The following is a 21,326-nucleotide window of genomic DNA, read 5'->3' as shown; positions in this document are numbered from 1 at the left end:
GTCACTCACTCTTTTTTTGAATATCCGTCCCTGGCACTTTTTATAATATGTTGCCATTCCGCCAGGGCATCGGGCACAGAGTATAAAGCATCGTGCATGAATTAAGGCTTTTGTAAGCAAAAACACCATCGCGTTTGCGATGGTGTTTATCGTCATATTCGGACTGTGCGGTTACTTTTTGCTGTCTGCGTGGCGTTTTCTGCCGGTAGGGTTGTTCACCACGCTGGATTTATCACCTTCAGTCACCACTTTGCGCTGATTGGAGATTTTATGGTCCAGTCCAAGAATATGACGGGCCTGACGGTTCGATTTCATTCTAACTCCTTTATCCTGTTACTGGTTTCAAGGATGAGTCCATATGACTGCGGACGAAATATAACCCTTAAGGTCGACGGTACCGATGGATACCGACCTGATTGATAGTCGGACATTTAATCGGAAAGGTCAATGTGTAAGCAGGGAATTAAGAAGTCTCTGCTAACGGCCACGAAATCGGGTGAGCGTCCTATACTTGTTATCCCGACGACAATAAGGAGCGAACGATGACAATCCATAAGAAAGGTCAGGCACACTGGGAAGGCGACATCAAACGCGGAAAAGGCACCGTTTCGACGGAAAGCGGCGTGCTGAACCAGCAGCCTTATGGTTTCAATACCCGTTTTGAAGGGGCGAAAGGCACCAATCCGGAAGAGTTGATCGGCGCAGCGCATGCTGCCTGTTTCTCTATGGCGCTTTCATTGATGCTTGGTGAGGCGGGCTTTACGCCGGAGGCTATCGACACCACGGCTGACGTGTCGCTGGACAAAGTTGATGCCGGTTTTGCGATTACCAAAATCGCGCTGCACAGCGAAGTGAACGTGCCGGGAATCGATGCCGCCACCTTCGACGGTATTATTCAGAAAGCGAAAGCCGGCTGCCCGGTGTCGCAGGTGCTGAAAGCTGAAATCACCCTCGATTATCAACTGAAGTCGTAACGGCAGTATTGCCCGGTCGCGCGATGGTGACCGGGCATAAATACGTTGAATTCGGCCTACGATTCCCGGGCATTATCAGGCACGCCAACAACGTACGTCAGTTCCCGCATCAAGCCTGCGCAGCGCCTGTCGAGTTTCGCAGCCGTGGGTCGCCAACGGGCACCGGTCGCGAAAAAAACAGCCCGTCGGCAGTACCCGGTTGCCAGGTAATTCCGTTTTGCGAATTACCCGTTCTTCAGCCAACGGCACGCCGGTTTTTGGCACGGAATCCAGCAGCAGACGGGTATAAGGATGTGCCGGGGTGGAGAGCACCTGCGCGGTATCGCCGAGTTCGACGATTTGCCCGAGGTACATCACTGCCACCCGGTCGCTCATATGGCGTACAACCGAGACATTATGTGAGATAAGAATGTAGGTCAGATTGCGACTGGCCTGCAACGCAACCAGCAGATTCAGGATCTGCGCCTGGACGGAAATATCCAGCGCGGAGGTCGGCTCATCCAGCACGATCACATCCGGTTCTGACGACAGTGCCCGGGCAATCGCGATACGCTGGCGCTGTCCGCCAGAGAAAGCGTGCGGCAGACGATCGAGATATTCCGGACGTATCCCGACCTGGCTGGCTAAGGTTGCCGCCAGCGCCCGTCGCTCCCGTTCACTGCTGCGTGTTTGAATCCACACCGGTTCGGTGATAATTCGCCACACCGGCAGACGTGGATCCAGTGAGGAGAGCGGGTCCTGAAATACCATCTGCATTTCGGTCGACGATGAATCCTGTTGATACTGCCCCTGGCTGGGCTTTAGCATTCCCATAAGCAACTGCGCCAGTGTGCTTTTCCCACAGCCGGATTCACCGACAATCCCCAGCGTTTCGCCCCGGCGGATCTGTAAATCCATGCCGTTGAGCGCATGCACGCGTTCGGTGACCCGTCCCAGCCAGTTTTTCTTCGCCGGGAAATTGACGTGCACATCGTGTAAAGCCAGTAACGTTTCAGACATGAGGATTCTCCAGATGAGGATACCAGCAGGCCGAGTGCTGGTCGCCAGCGCCATGTGGGCTCATAGCGGGTACCGTTTCACAAAGCGGGCCCGCGGCAAAGCAGCGATCCCGGAACGCGCAGCCGCGCGGCAGACGGGTGAGATCCGGTACGGTGCCAGGGATCGCCGGCAGCGGCTGGCGTGCTTCTCCCTGCTCCGGCGCGCATTTCAGCAGGCCAATCGAATAGGGATGGGTAGGATGGTGGATCACGGCATCGGTCTGACCACTTTCAATCACGCTGCCGGCATACATCACGTACAGCCGATCGCACAGTTGCGATACCACCGCCATGTCATGACTGATAAATAGCACGGCCGTACCGCTGGCGCGGGCCTTGTGTTTCAGCAGGCGCAGCACCTGCAACTGTACGGTGACATCCAGCGCAGTGGTAGGTTCATCAGCGATGATCAGCGCCGGTTCGCAGGAGAAGGCAAGGGCGATCATTACCCGCTGACGCATGCCGCCTGAAAGCTCAAACGGAAAGCGGGTCATCACGCCAGCGGCGTCGGGGATCTGCATCTCCTCCAGCAGGGTAATCGCCTTTTCCCTGGCCTGCGCACGGCTCACCGTCTGATGATGGCGAATCACTTCCACCATCTGCTGGCCGATACGTCGCGTCGGGTTGAGGGCCGTCATCGGCTCCTGGAAGATCATCGCCACGCGCGCGCCGCGCCATTGACGCATTTGTTTCTCGCTGGCGTTCAGCACATCTTCGCCCAGTAGCGAGACGCGCCCCTGATGAATGCGGTAGCTGCCTTCCGGCAGCAGGCGCATGGTGAGCATTGCGGTGACTGACTTCCCTGAACCCGATTCACCCACCACGCCAACAATCTCGCCGCGTTGAATGCGCAGCGACACATGGCTCAGGGCGTGAACGTCGGCCTTGTATCCCGGAAAACTCAAGTGTAAATCGTCTATTTCCAGCACCGGTTGAGTCATTACTGTTTTCCTCCTGCTTTCGGATCCAATAAATCACGGATCCCATCACCGAACAGGTTAAAACCGACGGCCGTGATCAGGATGGCGGCGCCAGGGAAAGCGCAATACCACCACTGATCGAGAACGTAATTACGGCCAATCGCGACCATCGCGCCCCATTCGGCGCTCGGTTGCTGAGCGCCAAGCCCGATAAAGCCCAGCGTGGCCGCCATCAGAATGGCGCTGCCAATATCCAGCGATGCCTGCACAATCAGCGGCGGCAACGAGTTACGCAGGATGTGCCAGCTAATCAAATGCCAGCGGGAAGCGCCATACGTGCGGGCGGCCTGAACATAGGTAAACTGGCGCACGACCAGCGTTTGTCCCCGCGCCAGACGCACGTAAAAGGGAATACGTACAATGGCAATCGCCAGCATCGCGTTAAACAAGCTCGGCCCGAGCGCTGCGGCCAGCGCCATCGTCAGCACCAGCGAGGGGATCGACAGCATAATATCCATCATCCGCATGATGATGGCGTCAGCGCGACCGCCCATGACGCCGGACAGGCAGCCGAGCAGTGAGCCAATACCGCCTGCAATCCCGACCACCACCAGCCCGGCGACAATCGACTGCTGGCTGCCCACCAGCACGCGGCTGAACAGGTCGCGTCCAACCTCATCGGTTCCGAACCAGTGCGCCGCCGTTGGCGGCAGCAGCCGCGCACTTAAATCGATTGCATTCGGATCGTAAGGCGTAATCCACGGCGACAGCACCATCAACAACAGCATCAGGACAATAATCACACCGCCAATCATCGTCAGCGGACTGCTTTTCATCAGCCAGAGCAGTCTGGCCCAGTCAATGTGCCGACGCGTCACGCGTACCGGCGTCTCTTCGGTTAACATCATTCAGCACCTCCACGCCCAATGCGCGGGTCCACCCACAGATAGAGCAGATCCACCACCAGATTGACCAGTACATAGGCAAAAGAGACCACCACGGCGAAGCCCATCACAGCCGGGAAATCGAGCGCCTGAATAGAGGTCACCACCCAGGCGCCCATTCCGGGCCAGGCAAAGACGGTTTCGGTCAGTACCGCGCCATACAACAGATCGCCCAACGCCAGTCCAAGCACGGTAATTGACGGGATCAACGCGTTGGGCAGCGCATAACACAGCACGATGTACCAGCCGGGAAGACCGCTGGCTTTCGCCGTGCGGATATAATCTTCGCTGAGCTGTTCCAGCATCGCGGAGCGGATTTGCCGCGCCACAATTCCCAGGTGAACAAACGCCAGCGTCAACGACGGTAAAATCAGATGCTGTAAGGCATTAAAAAAGACCTCACCGTTGCCTTCCAGCAGGGCATCGATCAGATAAAACCCGGTGACATGCGTTGGCGGATCCAGCCAGTCATCCAGTCGTCCGCCACCCGGCAAAATTTGCAGATGGCCGTAAAACAGCACGATGACGCCCAGCCCCAGCCAGAAGGCTGGCGTCGAAATACCGGTGATTGCCATCAGACGTACCAGGTGATCCAGCCAGCGGTTACGCCAGACGGCGGAAAGAATGCCCAACGGAATACCGATGACCAGCGCCAGCAGCAGTGAACAAAAGGCCAGTTCCAGCGTTGCCGGGAAAAAGACGCGAAGTTCTTCCATCACCGGACGCCCGGTGCGAATGGAAATGCCTAAGTCCCCCTGGAAGATATCACTCACATAGCGCGCGAACTGCACATACAGCGGTTGATTCAGCCCAAGCTGTTGGCGAATGTTTTCGACAATCTCGTCGCTTGCCCGGTCGCCCGCCAGCAGGCGCGCCGGATCGCCGGGGATCAGGTGCGAAATAATAAAGGTGATAACGCAAACGCCGGCCACCACAAGGACAAGTCCCCAGCAGCGCTGGCGCAAAATGCTCCAGAAAGTCATTGGCTTCCCCTTGCGGAGCCTGTACGGCTCCGCATTAACGTGGCTTATTTGCTCATGGTGCCGATATTAAAGACCTGCTCGAGCATCGGGTTGAACACGAAGCCTTTGACCTCTTTGTTCATCGCTAACTGGTAGTTCTTCTGGAACAGGTAGACGTAGGCCGCTTCATCAATGACGATTTTCTGCGCCTGCTGGTAGTCCTTGGTTCTGGCGGCCTGGTCGGTGGTGCTTAGCGCACTGCGCAACAGCTTGTCGACATCGGCGTTTTCATAGAACGAGCGGTTACCGGGTAGTCCTTTCTTGTCAGACTCGAACCAGTAGTTCATGAACATATAGGGGTCAGCGAAATCCGGGCTCCAGTTGCCGATGGCGATGTCATAATCACCTTTGCCTACACGGTCACGCATAGTGGCGTTCGCCAGTTTCTCCAGCTTGACGGTAATTCCCAGTTTGCTGAGGCTGGCCTGAGTGGCAAGGGCGATCGGCTCCCAGTTCGGATCGTTGTCGGAATAGAGGAAGCTCAGGCTGGTGGGTTTGCTGGCAACTTTTTCCCATTCCGCTTTCGCTTTGGCTTCATCAAAGTTGTATTGCAACGCAGAGGCGTCGTAACCCCACATGCCTTCCGGGATCGGCCCGCGCATCTGCTTGCCGTTGCCGCTGAGGATCCCTTTCACCATTCCCTGATAGTCGGTGGACCAGGAAATCGCCCGGCGCAGATCCGCCTGATTCAGCGGTGCTTTGCTGTTGTTCAGATAGAGATAGGTCACGCGCAGTGACGGATAGTCAGCTACGGCGACGTTGCCTTCCTGTTTTAACGCGTTGAGCTGATCCACCGGCAGGGCATCCGCGATGTCGATATCGCCGCGCGACAGTTGCAGACGACGCGACGCGCTCTCGCCGATAATTTTCACCGATACGCGTTTAAAGTTCGGTTTTGGACCGGCGTAATGCGGGTTCGGGACCAGCACCAGCTGTTGGCCTTTCTGCCAGCTTTTCAGCATAAACGGCCCGGAACCTGCGGTGTTTTGCGCCAGAAAACCACGGGCGTCATCTGCGGCATGCGTTTTCAGCACCGCGGGGTTGATGATGGACGCGCCGTCATTGGCCAGCGTGTAAAGGAACGGGGCGAACGGTTGACTGAGGGTAAATTTCACCGTGTGTGCATCGACCGCGTCTATCTTGAGATCTTTAGGAAAGGCTTCTGCCGGACCCTGGCTGATTTTCAGCAGGCGTTCGAAGGACTGTTTCACCGCCTCAGCGGTGACGGGGGAACCATCGGCAAATTTGGCCTGATCGTTAAGCGTAAAAGTCCACTCTTTCTGGTCTTCAGAGGCTTTCCAGCCGCTTGCCAGGTCACCCTCCACCTCGGTTGAGCCTTTATCGCCTTCGGTTTTGTACTTCACCAGACGCTGATAGGACGGGTAGGTCACCGTCCAGTCGTTATTATCGATAGTCACCGCCGGATCAAGGGTTTGCGGATCAGCGGCTTTACCGATCACCAGCATGTCTTTCGGGACGGCAGCCTGGACCGCAGGCAGGGCCATCGCCAGGGAAACGGCAATCAACGCGGGACGAAACAACGAAGTTACTTTCATGACGACGCTCCGGAATCAAAAAGAGGTGTGTGTTGTTGTGGTTGTAACGGGAAAACAGGCAATACAGTCTTCCAGCAGCGGATAGCGACTCGCGGCGGGTAACTCAAAATGCCACCACTCGCTGCTGATGCCGACAAAGCCACCGCCAAACATAATGGCGTTGAGTAACAACCGGTTACGCTGTGCAGCGGCAGGAACAGAAGGGTGATATGCATGTGAACGGTCGTGCATTTCATCAAAACCCGCGCCCATATCGAGGATCTTGCCATTGGCGTCTTTCAGCGTGACGTCGATGGCCGTTCCGCGACTGTGGTTCGAGCCGATGGCTACATCGACCACGTACTGCGGATCGGGGCAGGCATCCCACAGGATTGACTGTGCCTGTTGCGGACGATAGGCGTCATACACCACCAGAGAAAGGCCCGCCAGTTGCGCAATGCTGATGCTTTTCGCCAGCGCGGTGACCGCATCCTGGTGCAGCAGGCAGCGCGATTCGCGATAAATCGGCGCGCCGGTCAGGTTATCGGCGGTCGCATATTTGAGGTCGATATCCAGCGTCGGAAAAATCACCGACAGATCGACCAGTTGCGGAGTTTCAGACATAGCACGTTTCCTGTTTATTGTTCGAATTGACCAAATTCTTGTTGTAACTGGCGGTTGGTCTGTAGCCGCCCGGTAAGTGAATCGCCCAGTTGTTCCGCCACGCCGGAAAGCAGCAGGTTGAACAGGCAGCTCACCGGCGCCAGCGAATCCCAGAAATGTCCGGTGTCCGTTTTCACCTGCAGTAAATCAATGGGGTAATCCCGCGCCCAGGGACACCAGACATCGGTGATCAGCGCCAGCGGAATGTGCCGCTCGCTGGCGACGCGACAGTACTGCCGGGCGATGGCGGAGTAAGCGCGGGTATCGGTCAGCACCACATACGGTTTCTCAAATCCGGAGTTGAGGGATTCCACCCAACTGCCGGAGAGCCCTTCGGAGTAGTTCACCCGAGGACGCAGATATTCGAGATGACTGAAGAAGGCATTGGCGATCCCCCGCGTCGACTGGATCCCCAGGACATACACCGCTTCCGCCTGCGCCAGTTGTCGGGTAATACGCTGGAAAGCGTCCCCTTGCGCCAGTTGATAAACATGGGCGATCGCGTCAATCTCCAGCGATAGCGACTGCCGCGCGCGGTCCGGCAACTGTTGCTGTTGTTGCCAGGAGTCCAGACGTTCGTTCATTCCCCAGGGCTGATAGGGGACAGAAGGCAGTTCACGCAGGCTGGCTTTAGCATCTTCCAGATTGCGATAGCCGATTTTGCGCAGATAGCGCCCAACGGTAATCCCGCTGGTGCCCGTCGCTTTGCCAATGCTGTCGGCGGTTTCAAACGGGATTTGCGCCACGTGGGTCAACAGCCAACTGGCAACCCGCTTTTCACTCGGCGTATGCAGGCTGAAGGTCTGTTCAATTCGGTTCAGTAACTCAGGTTTTGCTGTCATCACCGTCTCGCTGTTACCAGGCTGTCAAATGTCCACTGACTGTTAGTTCATTAACAATGCAGGACGCGTGCCATGTTCAAAAACGCCGCCGCGACGGGCGTTAATTGTTAAATTAATGCCGTATTGGTTAACTTATGATCAACATTTGTGCAGCCTAGTGCAGTTTTGGTGCAACGGTAAGGTGAAAGGGCGGTTATCTGCCGGATACGCAGGCGCGATCACACTCTCGCGACGAAATAAACGGCAAACATCAGGATCGGTACCGGGAAATATCAATAACAGCCATAACCAGTGTGGGTGTATTTATTTCTGTGAGGGGAAGGGTATTATTCTTTTCGTTCTACATTAACGGTTTAAAGCGCTCATGTAGAGGTTATTTATATCATTAACGGAGCCATCATAATGAACAAATTTTCCCTTTCTACAGCAGGTATTTTAGTGGCAGCGCTGTTAACCAGTGTCAGCGTCAATGCAGCAACCACTGACGCGAAAACCGACGTCACTCCTAAAAACATGAGCTGCCAGGAGTTCATTGACCTGAACCCGCAGACAATGGCGCCGGTTGCCTTCTGGGTATTAAACGAAGATGAAGACTTTAAAGGCGGCGACTACGTTACTTTCGATGAAACAGTAACAACGGCGGTTCCTCTGACCGTTGAAATCTGTAAAAAACATCCGCAGAGCGAACTGACTAAAATTAAAGACGAAATCAAAAAAGAATTAAGTAAATAAGATTAAGCATGTATTTAAACCCAGCCAGAGTGCTGGGTTTTGCTATTTGTGACAATGTCACATTATTAATTTAAGTCAATACGGAATTCTGTATAAAGCTCTAAAAATACGTGCCGATACTGAATATAAATTACCCTGAAAATAAAAGGATGTTTATATGGTCTGGTATCCGTCACGTATTTCGACTCGTTTGACACTCGGGGGGATCGCGTTACTTGCCGTAACGACGTTAGTGATTGTTGTCATTATGCTTTGGCGCGGGCAACCCCGCGTCGTTGAAGTCAATACGGCACTGATCGAGGAGACCGGGCATGGCCTGACGCGTCAACTCAGCAGCGTCCTGTCACGTATTGAGGGAGAAACCGTCAGTTTGTCGCGACTGGCTGAAGTCCTGCCAAATGATGAAGCGCTGTACCGCGCTGTCGTGCCGCATATTCTCGGCGAACAAAATAATTCGATCATCACCGGGGGCGGGATCTGGCCTGAGCCGGACGCGTTTACGCCTGGTGTTGCACGGCGCAGCTTTTTCTGGGCGCGCGGTGCTGACGATAAGCTGCTGTATTCCGACGAATACAACGCAGCAGGTGGCAATGGCTACCACAACGAAAGCTGGTATCAGGGCGCGAAGGGCCATTCGCAAGAAAACTGTGTCTGGTCTGATGTTTATCAGGATGCCATTTCCGGAATCAACATGGTGACCTGCAGCATTCCCTATCAACTGGCGGGTAAATTCGCCGGTGTGGCAACCACCGATATTCGACTCGATAACGTCGCCAGCTTTATGCAGCAGCAGGGTGGACGCACCGGAGGATACGCCTTTGTGGTCGACAAACAGGGGCAAATTCTCTATTTCCCACAAAACGATCGGGATCACTACAAGACCGTCGGCGATCTGGTGAAGGCATCAGGCTGGCTGAGTCCTGTCGCTCAACGTTTGCAGAAACTGCGCACTGAAACCACCGATGTCACCTCCGTGGCGCTGGAAAATGATGGCATTCTGAACGCACCATCACGCGTGATGTTGTTCCCGATGGCCGATACCGGTTGGGTGGTGGGACTGGTAACACCGCAAGAACGCATCGTCGGGCTGGCAAAAGTCATGATGCGCGATGTTCTTGAAGTGCTGATCCCGGTCATGACGTTGCTGCTGGTGGGCTCCTGGCTGGTGGTTCGCCGGTTGATTGCCCGTCTGGACGACACGCGGCAGGCACTGGACGATATCGCGCAGGGAGACGGCGATCTGACCCGGCGCTTAGAAGTGAAGGGCAAGGACGAAATTTCAGCGATTGCGGAGGCGTTTAACCTCTTCGTGGACAAAATTGCCGCCATTTTGCTTACGGTGCGTAGCAGCAGTGAAGTGGTGGCGAATAACGCCGTTAGCCTTGCCGACAGTAATACTGAGCTGTCAACACGCGTTACCCAGCAGGCAGCTGCGCTGGAAGAGAGTGCGGCTGCGATGGAACAGCTTAATGCGACCGTTCATCAGAATGCGGGTAATACTCAACTGGCGGATGAACTGTCAGAAAGTACAGCGCAAACGGCCAACCGCTGCGGTGATGTTATGCATGGGGTGATTTCAACCATGGATAACGTCAGCGCCTCTTCGGGCCGCATGGTTGAGATTGTCTCGGTAATTGACAGCATTGCCTTCCAGACCAACATCCTGGCGCTCAATGCTGCTGTGGAAGCGGCTCGCGCCGGGGATGCCGGACGTGGATTTGCGGTGGTGGCGTCTGAAGTGAGAACGCTGGCGCAGCGTAGCGCGACCGCTGCTCAGGAAATCAAAGCGCTCATCGATGAGTCGGTGTCGCACGTCAATGACAGTAGCGAGCAAATTCATCATGCCGGCGATCGTCTACAGGAACTGGTGGGGCATGTTCGTCAGGTGCGTCAGTTAATGGGCGAAATTCGCGTCGCAGGGGAAGAACAGCGTAAAGGCGTAGCCGAAGTGACGCTCGCGGTTACGGAAATGGACAGCACGGTCCAGCAGAACGCGTCGTTGATTGATGATGCCGCGGCGCGGACGCAGATCTTAAAGGCGGAAGCAGAAGAGCTGGCCTTACAGGTGTCATCGTTTAAATTGCCGTAACGCCAGGAAGCCCGGTAAGCGCCAACGCCCCGGGCATTCCGTCACAATGAATCAGATTTTCAATGGCAACGCCGTCTGCATCCAGGCGGCGATCTCATCAGCTGGTATGGGGCGAGAAAAATAATATCCCTGAATCACCGGGCAATTCATCGAGCGCAACAACTCAAATTGTTCTTTCGTTTCAACCCCTTCCGCAATGACAATCAGGTTCAGACTCTGCCCAATAGTGATAATCGCTTCCAGCAAGGACTGAATACGTTTCTCGGTCTGGCAGCGATCGACAAACGTTTTATCGATTTTCAATTCCGTCACGGGCAGGCTGACCAGGCGGGAGAGACCGGAAAAACCAGTGCCGAAGTCATCGATCGACAGTCCCACGCCCATGTTGCGTAAGATCTCAATGCGTCTGAAGATCTCTTCATCCTGCTCCATCATCATGCTTTCGGTGATTTCGACCGTCAGTTGATCGCCCGGAATAGCAAATTCCACCATGGCTTCCGACACCTGGTCCGGCAGTTGGTTGCTGCGAAAGTGCAGGGCAGAGAGGTTCACCGACAGGGTCGGAATGGTCAGCGACAGCTGGCGCCACTCCGACAACTGGCGACACGCTTCTCTGACCACCCAGCGACCAATATTCTCAATTTCACCCGTCTCTTCAGCGAGCGGAATAAAACGGTTCGGGGGGACGTGACCATGCACCGGATCGCTCCAGCGCGCAAGCGCTTCGAAACCATACAGTTCGCCGGTCTGAGCAAAGATCTGCGGCTGGTACACCAGTCGTAGCCGGTTATTGGCAATGGCGTTTTTCAATGCGGCGCCCAGTTGCAGACGCTCTTTCACCGCGAGGTTCATTTCCGGGTTGAAGAACTGCCAGCCGTTGCCGCCCGCTTTACGAATAAAATCCATCGCGTTGTGCGCAGTGGACAGCAGATAGTCACGATTTTTTCCTGCTTCATAGCTAATTCCAATGCTGAGGGTCAGCGGGAAGGGTTTGTCGTCAAACAGGGTGGCTTCACTGCCGATATTGATCAGTTCATCCGCAAACTGGGTAATATTACTCATTTCATTGTCGTCACTGACCAGCACGAACTGCGTGCCTTCAATACGGCTCAAATACTGATCGGGTCTGAGCCGCTCGCGGATTTTATTGATGACCTGTTGCAAGACCTGATCGGCCACAGCATAGCCGAGACTGTCGATAACATCCTGGAAGTGATCGACGCTGATGAGAAACACCACTGGTGAAATCCCTTTCGCGCCGTGAATGAGATCATCGAGATAGGAGTGCAGATGATTGCGGTTGGGCAAACCGGTGAGCGGATCAAATTGCAGGAGATGCTCAATATGCTGTCGGCTTTTTTCCTGTTCGAGCGCCAGGGCCGCCATATGCTGACTGATGTCTGCCACGCGTTCAATAAAGGCGCTGGTCTCTTTTCCTTTCGCTGTTTTAATTAACAGCGTCCCGGCTGGCTCACCATCCCGTTGACGGATGGTGAGCGTCCAGACGTTCACCTCTTTTGCGTCAATCTCTTTCGATGACGACGCCCAGAACTGGCGGACGTTATCTTTTAAGGCATACAGTGAAACATGCGTATCCCGCAGCACCGCCTCAATATTGCGGCAAATAATATCGCCCATTTCGTGAAACGGCGGGCTACTGCACATCGCCGCCAGAATGTTGCCTTCGAGCTGACGAATCTGCCGCTCTTCGGTGATATCGGAAAACGTCATAACCAGATTTTGCAGTGCGTTTCGCCGATCATAAACCTGACTGATAGACACTTTAATCCAGATCTTTTCACCCGCACGGGTGATCACCAGAAACTCATCCTGATCGCGGGTCGTTTTCCAGAGTAACTGTGTGAGTCGCAGGCCATTGTCCGACGGCTCTTCGGGGAGGTTGAGCAGGTTGTCCGGCTGTTGACCCTTTGCATCGGTAATGTCGTAACCAAACATCTCGGTAAAAGCGCGGTTGCACTGCACAACACGCCGCTCAGGGTCGAGTACGATTACCGGGCGGTCCAGGTGGTCTACCGCCAATACCAGGAGGCGTTTCTGTTCCTTTTGCTCCATCTCTACGCTAGCGTCACGCACAAAGGCAAGATAGAAAATTTTGCCTTCAACGTTGACCTTGGAAAGGGCGAAACGGGTCCAGACTTTGGTCCCGTCTTTTCTTTCCAGCAGCAATTCCCGGCTCATGCCTTCAACGCGGGGCTGACCCCCTTCACGGTTATGACGGATAAAATCGGGGTGCGCTGCGCGTAAATCATGCGGGATCAACATCGAAATCCCCTGACCAATCACCTCTTCACGACGGTATCCCCACAGTTTTTCCGCAGCAGAATTGAAAAATAAAACCTCGTCATTGTCATTGATTAGCACGGCACCCATCATGTTCTGCTCAAGAGCAGGAATGAAGATGCTGTCTCCGGTGCTTTTAACGTCGGATAGCTTCATTTATTACCTCTGCTTCCGTATACCCATTAAGAAGCGGGTTTCCACAGTTCAACACAATTTCTGCCCCGTCTTTTTGCGGTATATAACGCTTCGTCTGCTATCTGAATTAAACGTTCATAATCCGGATGACCATTAAACATCGCTGCCCCAATGGACAATGAAAGCGGAATAAAATCCCCCGCAGGCGATTTTATTTTTGTTTTCTCGACGCGACTGCGAATACGCTCCGCAATACGTAGCGTATCGGTTTGTGTCGCTTCAGTAAGAACAATAATAAATTCATCGCCACCGTAGCGAAAAACGTAATCACTGCTGCGAACGTTGTCATAAAAAGCCTGAGACACCCGACGAAGGATCTCATCACCGGTATTGTGCCCCCAGGTATCATTGATCTCTTTAAATTTATCGACATCAATAATAAGAATAGAGAGGGGGGTGCCGGCGCGATTAGCATGGGCGATTTCCCGCTTGAAGATGGTTGGCAGGAAACGTCGGTTGAGTAATTTGGTCAGTACATCCATCCCTACCTCATGGCGGGACACTTCCTCAAACAATTCACGCAGTAGCGTAATGATCTGCGAGACGGTATTGCGGATTTGCAGCAGGAATTTCACCCGTGATGCTTTATTGCTTAACGTTTTCGTTGTCCCACTGGTGTGGTGAAACACGCCGTCAAAGTCCTGAATCAGTCGTGAGATGTGACCGACTTCCGCAATACCACTGAAATAATGACGTCCTTTATGATTAAACCACAAACCAAAATCCGCCTGGCTTAACGGCAGGCTGTTGCCGAGATCGGAGTCGAGTAAGACCTTATAGATAATGTCCATTTCCCACGACAGTAACGCGGCGATTTGGCGCTCTTTCTCTTCTTCTGCGTTTTCCAGCAAAGAAAAAATACGGTAGTTTTCATCTTCTTTTGCTGCGGTACTTTCACTAAAGGAGAAGGCTCTGGACATGACTTCCATCGCCAGATCAATACTGTTAATGGAGAAGTGGTAAACAAGCAGCTTATGTGTCGCTTCATGGTGGCTGTCAATGATGATCGGATAGAGAATTTTCTTCAGTACGCGAAAACCCATTTCAACCAGTTCCACCGGAATACCGATACGCGCATGCACTTCAGCCACCGTATGCTGTATTTTTATCAGTTCATCAATATTGTCGACTTCACTGGAGAGCACATCCACAATCCACTTTTCAAGTGCGCTTTTGAGTTGGCGCTCAACCTGTTCATTACTCAAAAACTCCTCAGCATGCGGATCGGCGAGAACAATACGATAAAACTCAATGCTTAAAGCATGGGCATGGGCGATCGCTATCTCAGAAGCGAGTCTGCGAATGTGAGGGTCGGTCTGTTCAACCAGCGCAACCCATTCGTCTTTCATTCTTTTAAGATACATCTCCATGGTGAAGATCCTTACAGTAGTTAGCGAACAACATTTTGCCTGGCTCAAATGCACAATCTGGATAGTAAGATGAATCTAAAACATAAAACACCTGAAAGCGTGCAGGGTGACATTAATGAAATAGTGTAATGCCTTAAGCCATATTTTCATTCATTCCGGCGAAGTAAGCCTGAAACAATTATGGATATAGCCAAAAGTAGCAAGAAAAATCCTTTTTAAGCGACTTTTTAAACGTATTGACGTCTGAAAAGTATAGTCCATCCGTTTGATCGTTGAGAGGAATCATGTCCCCCTGTAAGGTAGCTCACACTCTCTTTTAATGTCAGCATTTTTTTAATTCATAAAATGATATGAGAGTTTTTTGAGCGATATGGCCATCATTACGTAATAAATCCCGTTTTGACTGCGGGTAATAATAATCACGTATCAGTGGAGTCTTGAATAATCTTTTTCTCTTAGATATCCCATTTAATCATTACACTATCCTGAAGCGTATCACTGGCATAAATAATGCTATCCCGCCTGTTGAGGCGTTAAATGATGACAACGGGCAATGACGGAGCGAGCGCGGGGACTGGAAACGGAACCTAAATGGCGACGCAAAGAGAGATCGATGTCTCTCTTTACGTTACGGTGTCACTTAGACCAGCGATTTCTCAGGTAACTGACAGCCTGCTGGGCCTGCGGTTGGTTGAGATTGTTTTCTCTGAACAAAATCGTGCCGCTGATTTGTGGCATTGATTCATTTAAATCGAGCTGTTTCTTCAGTTCCGGAACGCCGCCGTTGACCGTCCAGTCCGGTTCATTGCGAGAGGGCTCGCCGACCTTATACAACGCAACGCCAATATAGAGTCGTGTTTTTGTCGGTTTCACGACGTCCGCCCACCATTTTGCCAGCACATCATAACGTGCCGCATCACGAGAGAAGGGCCAGTAAATTTGCGGTGCGATATAGTCCAGCAGGCCTTGTTGAACCCAAAGCCGCGTGTCAGCATACGACTCATCATAAGCGGCAGCGCCACGGGTATCCGATCCGGCCGGATCGTGCGAACGGTTCCGCCAGACACCGGCTGGACTGACGCCAAACTCCACGTCCGGATTGATCTGTCTGATCGTCCGCGAAACCTGTTCAATTAATAGTTGAGTGTTATGCCGACGCCAGTCCGCTTTTGAGCTAAAGCCCTGGCCGTAGCGCCGGAAGGTCAGGTTGTCGTTCAGCGCGGAACCGGGGGATTCAGCGTAGAAATAGTCGTCAAACTGGACGCCATCCACCGGATACCGTTTCACGACTTCAGCCACGATACTGGTTATCCAGTCACGGGCCTCCGGGATCCCCGGGTCGAGAACATAGCGGTCACCGGCGGTACGGATCCAGTCGCGATGGAGGACAAACACGCTGGCTGGCTGAAGCGACACGGTACGGTTCAGTTCATTCACCGTTGACGGTTTCACATTGGTGGAGACGCGATAAGGGTTAAACCAGGCGTGAACGCGCATACCACGTTTGTGCGCTTCATCGAGCATGAACTGGAGCGGATCGTAGCCCGGATTTTCACCAATCTTCCCGGTGAGCATGTCCGACCACGGTAAAATGGATGACGGCCAAAGGGCGGTGCCGTCAGGTTTAACCTGGAAGAAGACCGTATTTATACCCAGTGACTGTAAATTATCGAGTTTGTCTGTTAGGGCTTTCTTTTGCATGGCGATCCGCGTGGTGGCGCTACTGACATTCACGGATGCAACCGGCGGCCAGTCAAGCCGGGAAACCGTCGCCAGCCACACGCCGCGAACAGGCACATTCAGTTTTTGCGTCTTATACGGCGATGTCGGCGTCGATTTTGGCGGCGTCACCAGTGAGACAGGCGGCTTTGATGAACAACTCGCCAGAAAGATCGTTGCGACAACCAACGTACTGATTTTTTTAACGCGAGACAGAGAGCAAACGGCACGAGAACAGATATCCATATAGGCCAGTCATCCGGTTAACACAAAAGAGAAATTATTTTGTTCCTAATCGACGTTAAGTCAAGCCGGAGAAGGGTGAGGCGTACAATAAACAGGCTAGCGGAGAGGAATGATTTGTTCAACGGCTTAAAAATGTGTTTACGAATCACCAGAACGCATCTCGCTGAGTATGAGTGAAAACCAGAGCGGTCCTGAAGACCAAAACAGCAGGGAATGACTCAGACACCGGTACAGTGCGGTTGGTAATATTGTATTTAACATAATATACATTATGCGCACCAATAAAGATTAAGACAGAATCTGCCATTTCACGGTCGTCATTGTCCTGCTGATTACAAGCGTTCTCGCCAGTTCCTGATGCCTACAAACAGAATTCGCTGCAGCCTCTCCAATGAATTACATTCACCAGGCCTCTGGCTCTCTTAGCATATGGACAATGTTGCACGGATTCATGATCCAGCCGCCCTTGAAACCGTTGGGTAACGGTTCAACTGCGTCACAACGGACTACGCCACATTGTTCAACGTATTGTTCGGCAGCGCTGAAATTAGGCGTGAATAATTCCAGCCAGAGTTCAGCCTGACTGAGTCCCGGCGCTTCATCAATCCAGAGCCTGTTCGATCCGAATTCGAATCCGACTGCTGGCGGCTTATCGATAGTTTCAACCCGTCACACCGCCCGATGTCATTTATGCCAATGCCTCGCTACAGTGGATCCCCGATCACTATGATCTGTTTCCCCGCCTGGTCACCCTGCTGAATGATAACGGCATTCTGGCCGTGCAAATGCCGGATAACTGGCTGGAACCTACGCACGTGCTGATGCGTGAAGTGGCTTATGAACAGGATTATCCGAATCGCGGTCGTGACGCCCTGCCCGGTGTTCACGCTTACTACGACATTCTGAGCGAAGCGGGATGCGAAGTGGATATCTGGCGCACAACCTATTATCACAGGATGCGTTCCCATCAGGCGATTATTGACTGGGTCAGTGCCACAGGGTTGCGCCCCTGGATGCAGGATCTCAATGAACACGAACAGCAACGGTTCCTGGAGCGTTATCATCAGCTTTTACAAGAGCAATACCCACTTCAGGAAGATGGCCAGATATTACTGGCGTTTCCGCGCTTGTTCGTGATTGCGCGTCGCCAGTCCTGATCTCACTCTCTCAGCGGACAGGCTGCTTTCCAGGCGGCCAGCTTCGCTTCATTATTCCCGGTTGGTCGTGATAATAGCCAGTGTGAAAGCTGACGATCGTCCGTTGCGGTACTCTTCTTTACCTGACGAGTTGCAGGTGCCGCTTTGGCAGGCGGTGCCGTTAAGTTCCCCGCCGTCGCCGGTGAATGTATTTTGACTAATAGCTGACAATGCCCGCCCCGTACTGCCGTTTTGCGAACGCTGAATTCGATGTCGTGTTTATCGTAGCGGTGACAAAGATAATGCAGTATCCCGCTGGCCCGGCGCAGGTCAATATGAAATGCCTGGCTTACGTCATTGCGTGAAAATTCTTTATTGCGCAGAAATCCCCACCAGGCAACGGCTCTGAACAGCGGCATTTCCCCTAAATGCCGGATTTCCTCGGGCATGTGAAAACGGTGCTCCGCGCGTCTTTTCGTTGTGGAGGACGATGAATTAATAAGCATCGCGTTCCCTTAATAACGATTGGCCTGAATATCAGGTGGATTAAAAGTGTCCAATACATTTATCACGCAAATAGAGTGGAATTATTTGATCTCAACGCGCCTGAGATAAATCGCTTTAATTACCTTGTAACGGAGGTTTCCTGCGTTATTCGTCAGGTAATAGAGTGATGCAGTCTATTAATTCACACTTTTCGTTAATAGTTCAGGGAGGTGTTGATGATAGAAACAACCCCGCACATCCTGCAGAATGCGCGGGGTTAAGCGTTAAAAGAGCAGCTTCAGACCAAGCACTGCCTGGGTATCGCTAAATCCCTCACTACCGATCTGCTGACCAATATTTCCCCACAAATGCAGGCGCGAATTTATTTTCGCCTCGACGCCCGTTCTAAGCTCTGCAATATTTTTCGCTCCATCGACCGAGCCGCTGATCTCATTCATTGAGACCGTATCATTACGCGTATTATGCAGCCAGTTCAGCTCAACAAAAGGTTGAAAGAGTCGATCTTTACCTTCATCGCGAATAGGGTAACCCTGCATAAAGGCTTTTACCCCAAGACGACTTTGTAGATTACCCTTCCCTTTATCCCGCACCCATGTGCCGTTATCTTCACGGTGATCGTCGGCAGAGACGTCCATCCAGATAAGCTGCGCTTGCGGTTGCAACCAGTAACTCAGACGCGGTTGTTCAGCCAGTTTAACGGTGTGTCCCATCTCAAGAGATGCGGTCATTCCTTTCGAACGATAGCGTTCTTCCGCCAGAGATTCTCCGCGTACCGTGTTTTCAAACCAGTTGTAGAGCACCCATGCGTCTATCCAGGTTCCCTGCTTCGCGGCATTATCGGCATACCAGGTCGCGTACAAGCCTGCGCTGTAACCTGAAACCGTGCTGTCCGCACGATAATGGGATAATGATGACCGGGTATTGCTCTGACTGTTGGCATAACCCGTCATGACACCAAGATGCCAGCGATCCTCCAGACCGGCACTCCACTGAGCCAGATCGCCACCAATCTGCACCACATAACGATTACTTTGGCTGCTTAGCTGGCCGGAACGGTCATGAAAACGAGTATGCCCGCCAACATTGCGTAACCACAGACTGGTGACACGCGTTTCCCCGGTGATCGGGTCGATATACTGCGTTTCACCTAACCGGTCGTGCAAACGGGTAACAAACAGGGTGTTAGCCGCCCTGCGGTTTGCCAGGTATGCCCCCATTTCCGGGCGCATCACCGCCGCGGATGAGCGCTCGACGCCTGGGGATGGCGTAGGCAAGGGAGTCGGATCATCCTCTTTCGGTTCAATAATCGGGTCATCTATCGGATCGATATCGTCGACGGGTGCCCAGGTATTGACCAGATACCAGTGGTTGGAATCCATGATCCCGTCGTCATTTTCACTTTCAACTCCGCGTAAAAGCGCGTAGTCATACCCCCCGGCAACCAGACGGCTTTGGGCAACAAATTCACCCGCAGAATCCCCTGCAACCTGGACAACTCGCGCACCGTTCAGATCACCAACCGCGACATTGCCTAATTCCTTCAACACGACCCGGGTTGTTCCTGCGGTGTTTCCCAAGACATTAAGCTGGTTAACCACCGGTTTTTGTTGCACTTGATCCTGTGTGCTGTTCAGGCTCAGTAAGCCATTGTCACTGTTGTAATCGCCCCTGACCGTCAGAACACTGCCTGACAGCGCCAGAGCATCGCGGTTGCCCTGCGGATCGCCAAAGATCAGCCTCCCACCAAGTTGAAGTGACTGAATGGTCTGACTGTAGCCGTTCAGATCGAGCGTGGCGCCCTCCCCGACAGTAAAATCAGAATTCGGGCTAAAACTTGTGACACTTCCGGCGCTGAGCGTTCCGCGACTGATGTGAGTATTTCCGGTATAACGATTATCGCCGCTCAGTTGCGTCGTACCCGGTCCGCTATGGTTGACATTACCGTAGCCTTTTATCGCTGCATTAAGAGAATAATCTTCGCTGGTGTGGTTAAAGTTCAGTGTTGCAGTACTATTTTTATGGTTTGTGTCACTCAGTATAATGAGCGGCGTCTCGATAGATCCTGCTTCTTGTGCAGTTTCACCGGGTTTGCCACCTATATTCAGTGTGGCGGTACTTCCTGTCCCTATGCCAAGCCAGATTCCCTCTCCTGTCTTAACTTTGCCGCCATTACTGATATTAAGTTCACCTTTGGCATCATTTGGCGTGGTTCTAAAGCCCCCTAAAATGAGTAATGTACCAACCTCTAAAAGAGAATTTTCGCCGTCGACATTCACGACGCCGTTTCCTTTAAGCGTTGAGTTTAACGTCTTTCCGACATAGCCAATATTCATATGTCTACTAACTGAAAGTTGACCACCGTTCAAAATATCCAGTCGGCCCTCTGCCTGATCGCCCACAACAGCCCAACCGGAACGGATCGACGAATTCTCACCTTCTACCGTGGTCAGTCCTTTTGCATCAGCATAAAATTCACCGATGCGCAGTTCGTTAATATTGGAGATCTGACTTCCCTCTTTAACGGTTAATGTTCCGTCGCCGTTATTTTTGCCGACAAACAGATTCTCGCCACTGAGATCCCATTGCGCACCTTCGGTTAACGTAACAATTCCGACAGCACCATTACCAATCGCGCTTGCAGAGGATTTAATGGTGCGTCCTCTTATTGTGAGTTCACCTTTTGTGCCCTGACCGACGGTCAGGGAGCCAAACTCACGCCAACCAGGCTCGTTATTCACTTCCGCAGATAAAATGACCTGGGCATTTTCGTTAATAAGAACACTACTGTTCGCCGTCGTGGGCGTCCAGGATGCTGTTAATGTCTTTGTCGCTTTGAGTTTTTTCTCAATACACTCTGCGGCCGTTTCACTTTCGCAGCGTATTTCCTCTGCCAACAGACCTGTCGGGGCAAAAAGACCGGTGGTGGCAAGCAGCAGTCCTGGAATAACCGGCAACGGAGAGAGAGACTTTATTGATACCAGTGATGGCGTCGACGCCTTTGCATCGACACGCGGGGTGTCATTCATTCCTGATTGATTTGCGTTCATAGATAATCCTCCTGATCATCGTTTAACATCCTGATATGCACTGATGG

Annotated in this window: 16 protein-coding genes and 1 pseudogene; 4 read left to right on the top strand and 13 right to left on the bottom strand. The window is 52.7% G+C overall.

Annotated elements, in window-relative coordinates:
* Nucleotides 1-171: 171 nt before the first annotated feature.
* Entirely contained in the window at nucleotides 172-315 is a 144-nt protein-coding gene (gene sra / locus ACQ0PY_RS11785; protein ID WP_042319017.1) for a stationary-phase-induced ribosome-associated protein, read from the bottom strand.
* 227 nt (nucleotides 316-542) lie between these two features.
* On the opposite strand from sra, the gene osmC reads away from it, so the two are divergent.
* Nucleotides 543-974, top strand: coding sequence for a peroxiredoxin OsmC (gene osmC, locus ACQ0PY_RS11780; RefSeq protein WP_043000697.1), 432 nt, complete (start codon nucleotides 543-545; stop codon nucleotides 972-974).
* Between the two features lie 75 nt (nucleotides 975-1,049).
* On the opposite strand, the gene ACQ0PY_RS11775 is transcribed toward osmC, so the two are convergent.
* From ACQ0PY_RS11775 to ACQ0PY_RS11745, 7 genes are read right to left on the bottom strand one after another with little or no spacing between them, the layout of a single operon-like run.
* Nucleotides 1,050-1,973: an oligopeptide/dipeptide ABC transporter ATP-binding protein gene (locus ACQ0PY_RS11775; protein WP_043000698.1), complete on the bottom strand. Its 924-nt coding sequence runs from the start codon at nucleotides 1,971-1,973 to the stop codon at nucleotides 1,050-1,052.
* Entirely contained in the window at nucleotides 1,966-2,952 is a 987-nt protein-coding gene (locus ACQ0PY_RS11770) for an ABC transporter ATP-binding protein (RefSeq protein ID WP_044257945.1), read from the bottom strand. The genes ACQ0PY_RS11775 and ACQ0PY_RS11770 overlap by 8 nt, the downstream gene beginning before the upstream one ends.
* On the bottom strand, nucleotides 2,952-3,839 hold the full coding sequence (gene ddpC, locus ACQ0PY_RS11765) for a D,D-dipeptide ABC transporter permease (protein ID WP_044267615.1): 888 nt from the start codon (nucleotides 3,837-3,839) through the stop codon (nucleotides 2,952-2,954). Before ddpC ends, ACQ0PY_RS11770 begins: the two co-directional genes overlap by 1 nt.
* Nucleotides 3,836-4,858, bottom strand: coding sequence for an ABC transporter permease (locus ACQ0PY_RS11760; RefSeq protein WP_044257946.1), 1,023 nt, complete (start codon nucleotides 4,856-4,858; stop codon nucleotides 3,836-3,838). The genes ddpC and ACQ0PY_RS11760 overlap by 4 nt, the downstream gene beginning before the upstream one ends.
* A 44-nt stretch (nucleotides 4,859-4,902) precedes the next feature.
* On the bottom strand, nucleotides 4,903-6,453 hold the full coding sequence (locus ACQ0PY_RS11755) for an ABC transporter substrate-binding protein (RefSeq protein ID WP_109740238.1): 1,551 nt from the start codon (nucleotides 6,451-6,453) through the stop codon (nucleotides 4,903-4,905).
* 15 nt (nucleotides 6,454-6,468) lie between these two features.
* On the bottom strand, nucleotides 6,469-7,056 hold the full coding sequence (gene ddpX / locus ACQ0PY_RS11750) for a D-alanyl-D-alanine dipeptidase (protein ID WP_044267621.1): 588 nt from the start codon (nucleotides 7,054-7,056) through the stop codon (nucleotides 6,469-6,471).
* A gap of 14 nt (nucleotides 7,057-7,070) precedes the next feature.
* Nucleotides 7,071-7,937, bottom strand: coding sequence for a MurR/RpiR family transcriptional regulator (locus ACQ0PY_RS11745; RefSeq protein ID WP_044267623.1), 867 nt, complete (start codon nucleotides 7,935-7,937; stop codon nucleotides 7,071-7,073).
* Between the two features lie 402 nt (nucleotides 7,938-8,339).
* Between ACQ0PY_RS11745 and hdeB the strand changes: the two genes are divergently transcribed.
* Entirely contained in the window at nucleotides 8,340-8,669 is a 330-nt protein-coding gene (gene hdeB / locus ACQ0PY_RS11740) for an acid-activated periplasmic chaperone HdeB (protein ID WP_043000705.1), read from the top strand.
* Nucleotides 8,670-8,826: 157 nt separating this feature from the next.
* On the top strand, nucleotides 8,827-10,758 hold the full coding sequence (locus ACQ0PY_RS11735; protein WP_044267627.1) for a methyl-accepting chemotaxis protein: 1,932 nt from the start codon (nucleotides 8,827-8,829) through the stop codon (nucleotides 10,756-10,758).
* A gap of 51 nt (nucleotides 10,759-10,809) precedes the next feature.
* Here the strand turns inward: ACQ0PY_RS11735 and dosP are convergent, their stop codons facing one another.
* The 3 genes from dosP to ACQ0PY_RS11720 form a co-directional block, all read right to left on the bottom strand.
* The gene (gene dosP, locus ACQ0PY_RS11730; RefSeq protein WP_043000707.1) at nucleotides 10,810-13,215 is read right to left on the bottom strand and encodes an oxygen-sensing cyclic-di-GMP phosphodiesterase DosP; all 2,406 of its coding nucleotides are present in this window, start codon (nucleotides 13,213-13,215) and stop codon (nucleotides 10,810-10,812) included.
* 26 nt (nucleotides 13,216-13,241) lie between these two features.
* Nucleotides 13,242-14,624: a diguanylate cyclase gene (locus ACQ0PY_RS11725; RefSeq protein ID WP_044268086.1), complete on the bottom strand. Its 1,383-nt coding sequence runs from the start codon at nucleotides 14,622-14,624 to the stop codon at nucleotides 13,242-13,244.
* A 636-nt stretch (nucleotides 14,625-15,260) separates the two neighbouring features.
* Nucleotides 15,261-16,589, bottom strand: coding sequence for a glycoside hydrolase family 10-like protein (locus ACQ0PY_RS11720; RefSeq protein WP_044268084.1), 1,329 nt, complete (start codon nucleotides 16,587-16,589; stop codon nucleotides 15,261-15,263).
* 680 nt (nucleotides 16,590-17,269) lie between these two features.
* On the opposite strand from ACQ0PY_RS11720, the pseudogene ACQ0PY_RS11715 reads away from it, so the two are divergent.
* Nucleotides 17,270-17,746: pseudogene (locus tag ACQ0PY_RS11715) on the top strand (trans-aconitate 2-methyltransferase); the annotation flags it as partial.
* Nucleotides 17,747-17,748: 2 nt separating this feature from the next.
* On the opposite strand, the gene ACQ0PY_RS11710 reads toward ACQ0PY_RS11715, so the two are convergent.
* On the bottom strand, nucleotides 17,749-18,174 hold the full coding sequence (locus tag ACQ0PY_RS11710) for a CaiF/GrlA family transcriptional regulator (RefSeq protein WP_081048547.1): 426 nt from the start codon (nucleotides 18,172-18,174) through the stop codon (nucleotides 17,749-17,751).
* Nucleotides 18,175-18,495: 321 nt separating this feature from the next.
* Complete coding sequence (locus ACQ0PY_RS11705; RefSeq protein WP_109740236.1) at nucleotides 18,496-21,279, bottom strand: autotransporter outer membrane beta-barrel domain-containing protein; 2,784 nt, start codon at nucleotides 21,277-21,279, stop codon at nucleotides 18,496-18,498.
* Between the last annotated feature and the right edge of the window lie 47 nt (nucleotides 21,280-21,326).

Source organism: Citrobacter sp. LST-B2, assembly GCF_057983045.1.
The sequence above is the reverse complement of the archived record's forward strand: the minus strand, read 5'-3'. Positions and strand labels throughout refer to the sequence as shown.

Excerpts from the sequence above, each read along its gene's own strand:
- sra (WP_042319017.1), bottom strand. The coding sequence starts at position 315 with ATGAAATCGAACCGTCAGGCCCGTCATATTCTTGGACTGGACCATAAA.
- osmC (WP_043000697.1), top strand. The coding sequence starts at position 543 with ATGACAATCCATAAGAAAGGTCAGGCACACTGGGAAGGCGACATCAAA.
- ACQ0PY_RS11775 (WP_043000698.1), bottom strand. The coding sequence starts at position 1,973 with ATGTCTGAAACGTTACTGGCTTTACACGATGTGCACGTCAATTTCCCG.
- ACQ0PY_RS11770 (WP_044257945.1), bottom strand. The coding sequence starts at position 2,952 with ATGACTCAACCGGTGCTGGAAATAGACGATTTACACTTGAGTTTTCCG.
- ddpC (WP_044267615.1), bottom strand. The coding sequence starts at position 3,839 with ATGATGTTAACCGAAGAGACGCCGGTACGCGTGACGCGTCGGCACATT.
- ACQ0PY_RS11760 (WP_044257946.1), bottom strand. The coding sequence starts at position 4,858 with ATGACTTTCTGGAGCATTTTGCGCCAGCGCTGCTGGGGACTTGTCCTT.
- ACQ0PY_RS11755 (WP_109740238.1), bottom strand. The coding sequence starts at position 6,453 with ATGAAAGTAACTTCGTTGTTTCGTCCCGCGTTGATTGCCGTTTCCCTG.
- ddpX (WP_044267621.1), bottom strand. The coding sequence starts at position 7,056 with ATGTCTGAAACTCCGCAACTGGTCGATCTGTCGGTGATTTTTCCGACG.
- ACQ0PY_RS11745 (WP_044267623.1), bottom strand. The coding sequence starts at position 7,937 with ATGACAGCAAAACCTGAGTTACTGAACCGAATTGAACAGACCTTCAGC.
- hdeB (WP_043000705.1), top strand. The coding sequence starts at position 8,340 with ATGAACAAATTTTCCCTTTCTACAGCAGGTATTTTAGTGGCAGCGCTG.
- ACQ0PY_RS11735 (WP_044267627.1), top strand. The coding sequence starts at position 8,827 with ATGGTCTGGTATCCGTCACGTATTTCGACTCGTTTGACACTCGGGGGG.
- dosP (WP_043000707.1), bottom strand. The coding sequence starts at position 13,215 with ATGAAGCTATCCGACGTTAAAAGCACCGGAGACAGCATCTTCATTCCT.
- ACQ0PY_RS11725 (WP_044268086.1), bottom strand. The coding sequence starts at position 14,624 with ATGGAGATGTATCTTAAAAGAATGAAAGACGAATGGGTTGCGCTGGTT.
- ACQ0PY_RS11720 (WP_044268084.1), bottom strand. The coding sequence starts at position 16,589 with ATGGATATCTGTTCTCGTGCCGTTTGCTCTCTGTCTCGCGTTAAAAAA.
- ACQ0PY_RS11710 (WP_081048547.1), bottom strand. The coding sequence starts at position 18,174 with ATGCCCGAGGAAATCCGGCATTTAGGGGAAATGCCGCTGTTCAGAGCC.
- ACQ0PY_RS11705 (WP_109740236.1), bottom strand. The coding sequence starts at position 21,279 with ATGAACGCAAATCAATCAGGAATGAATGACACCCCGCGTGTCGATGCA.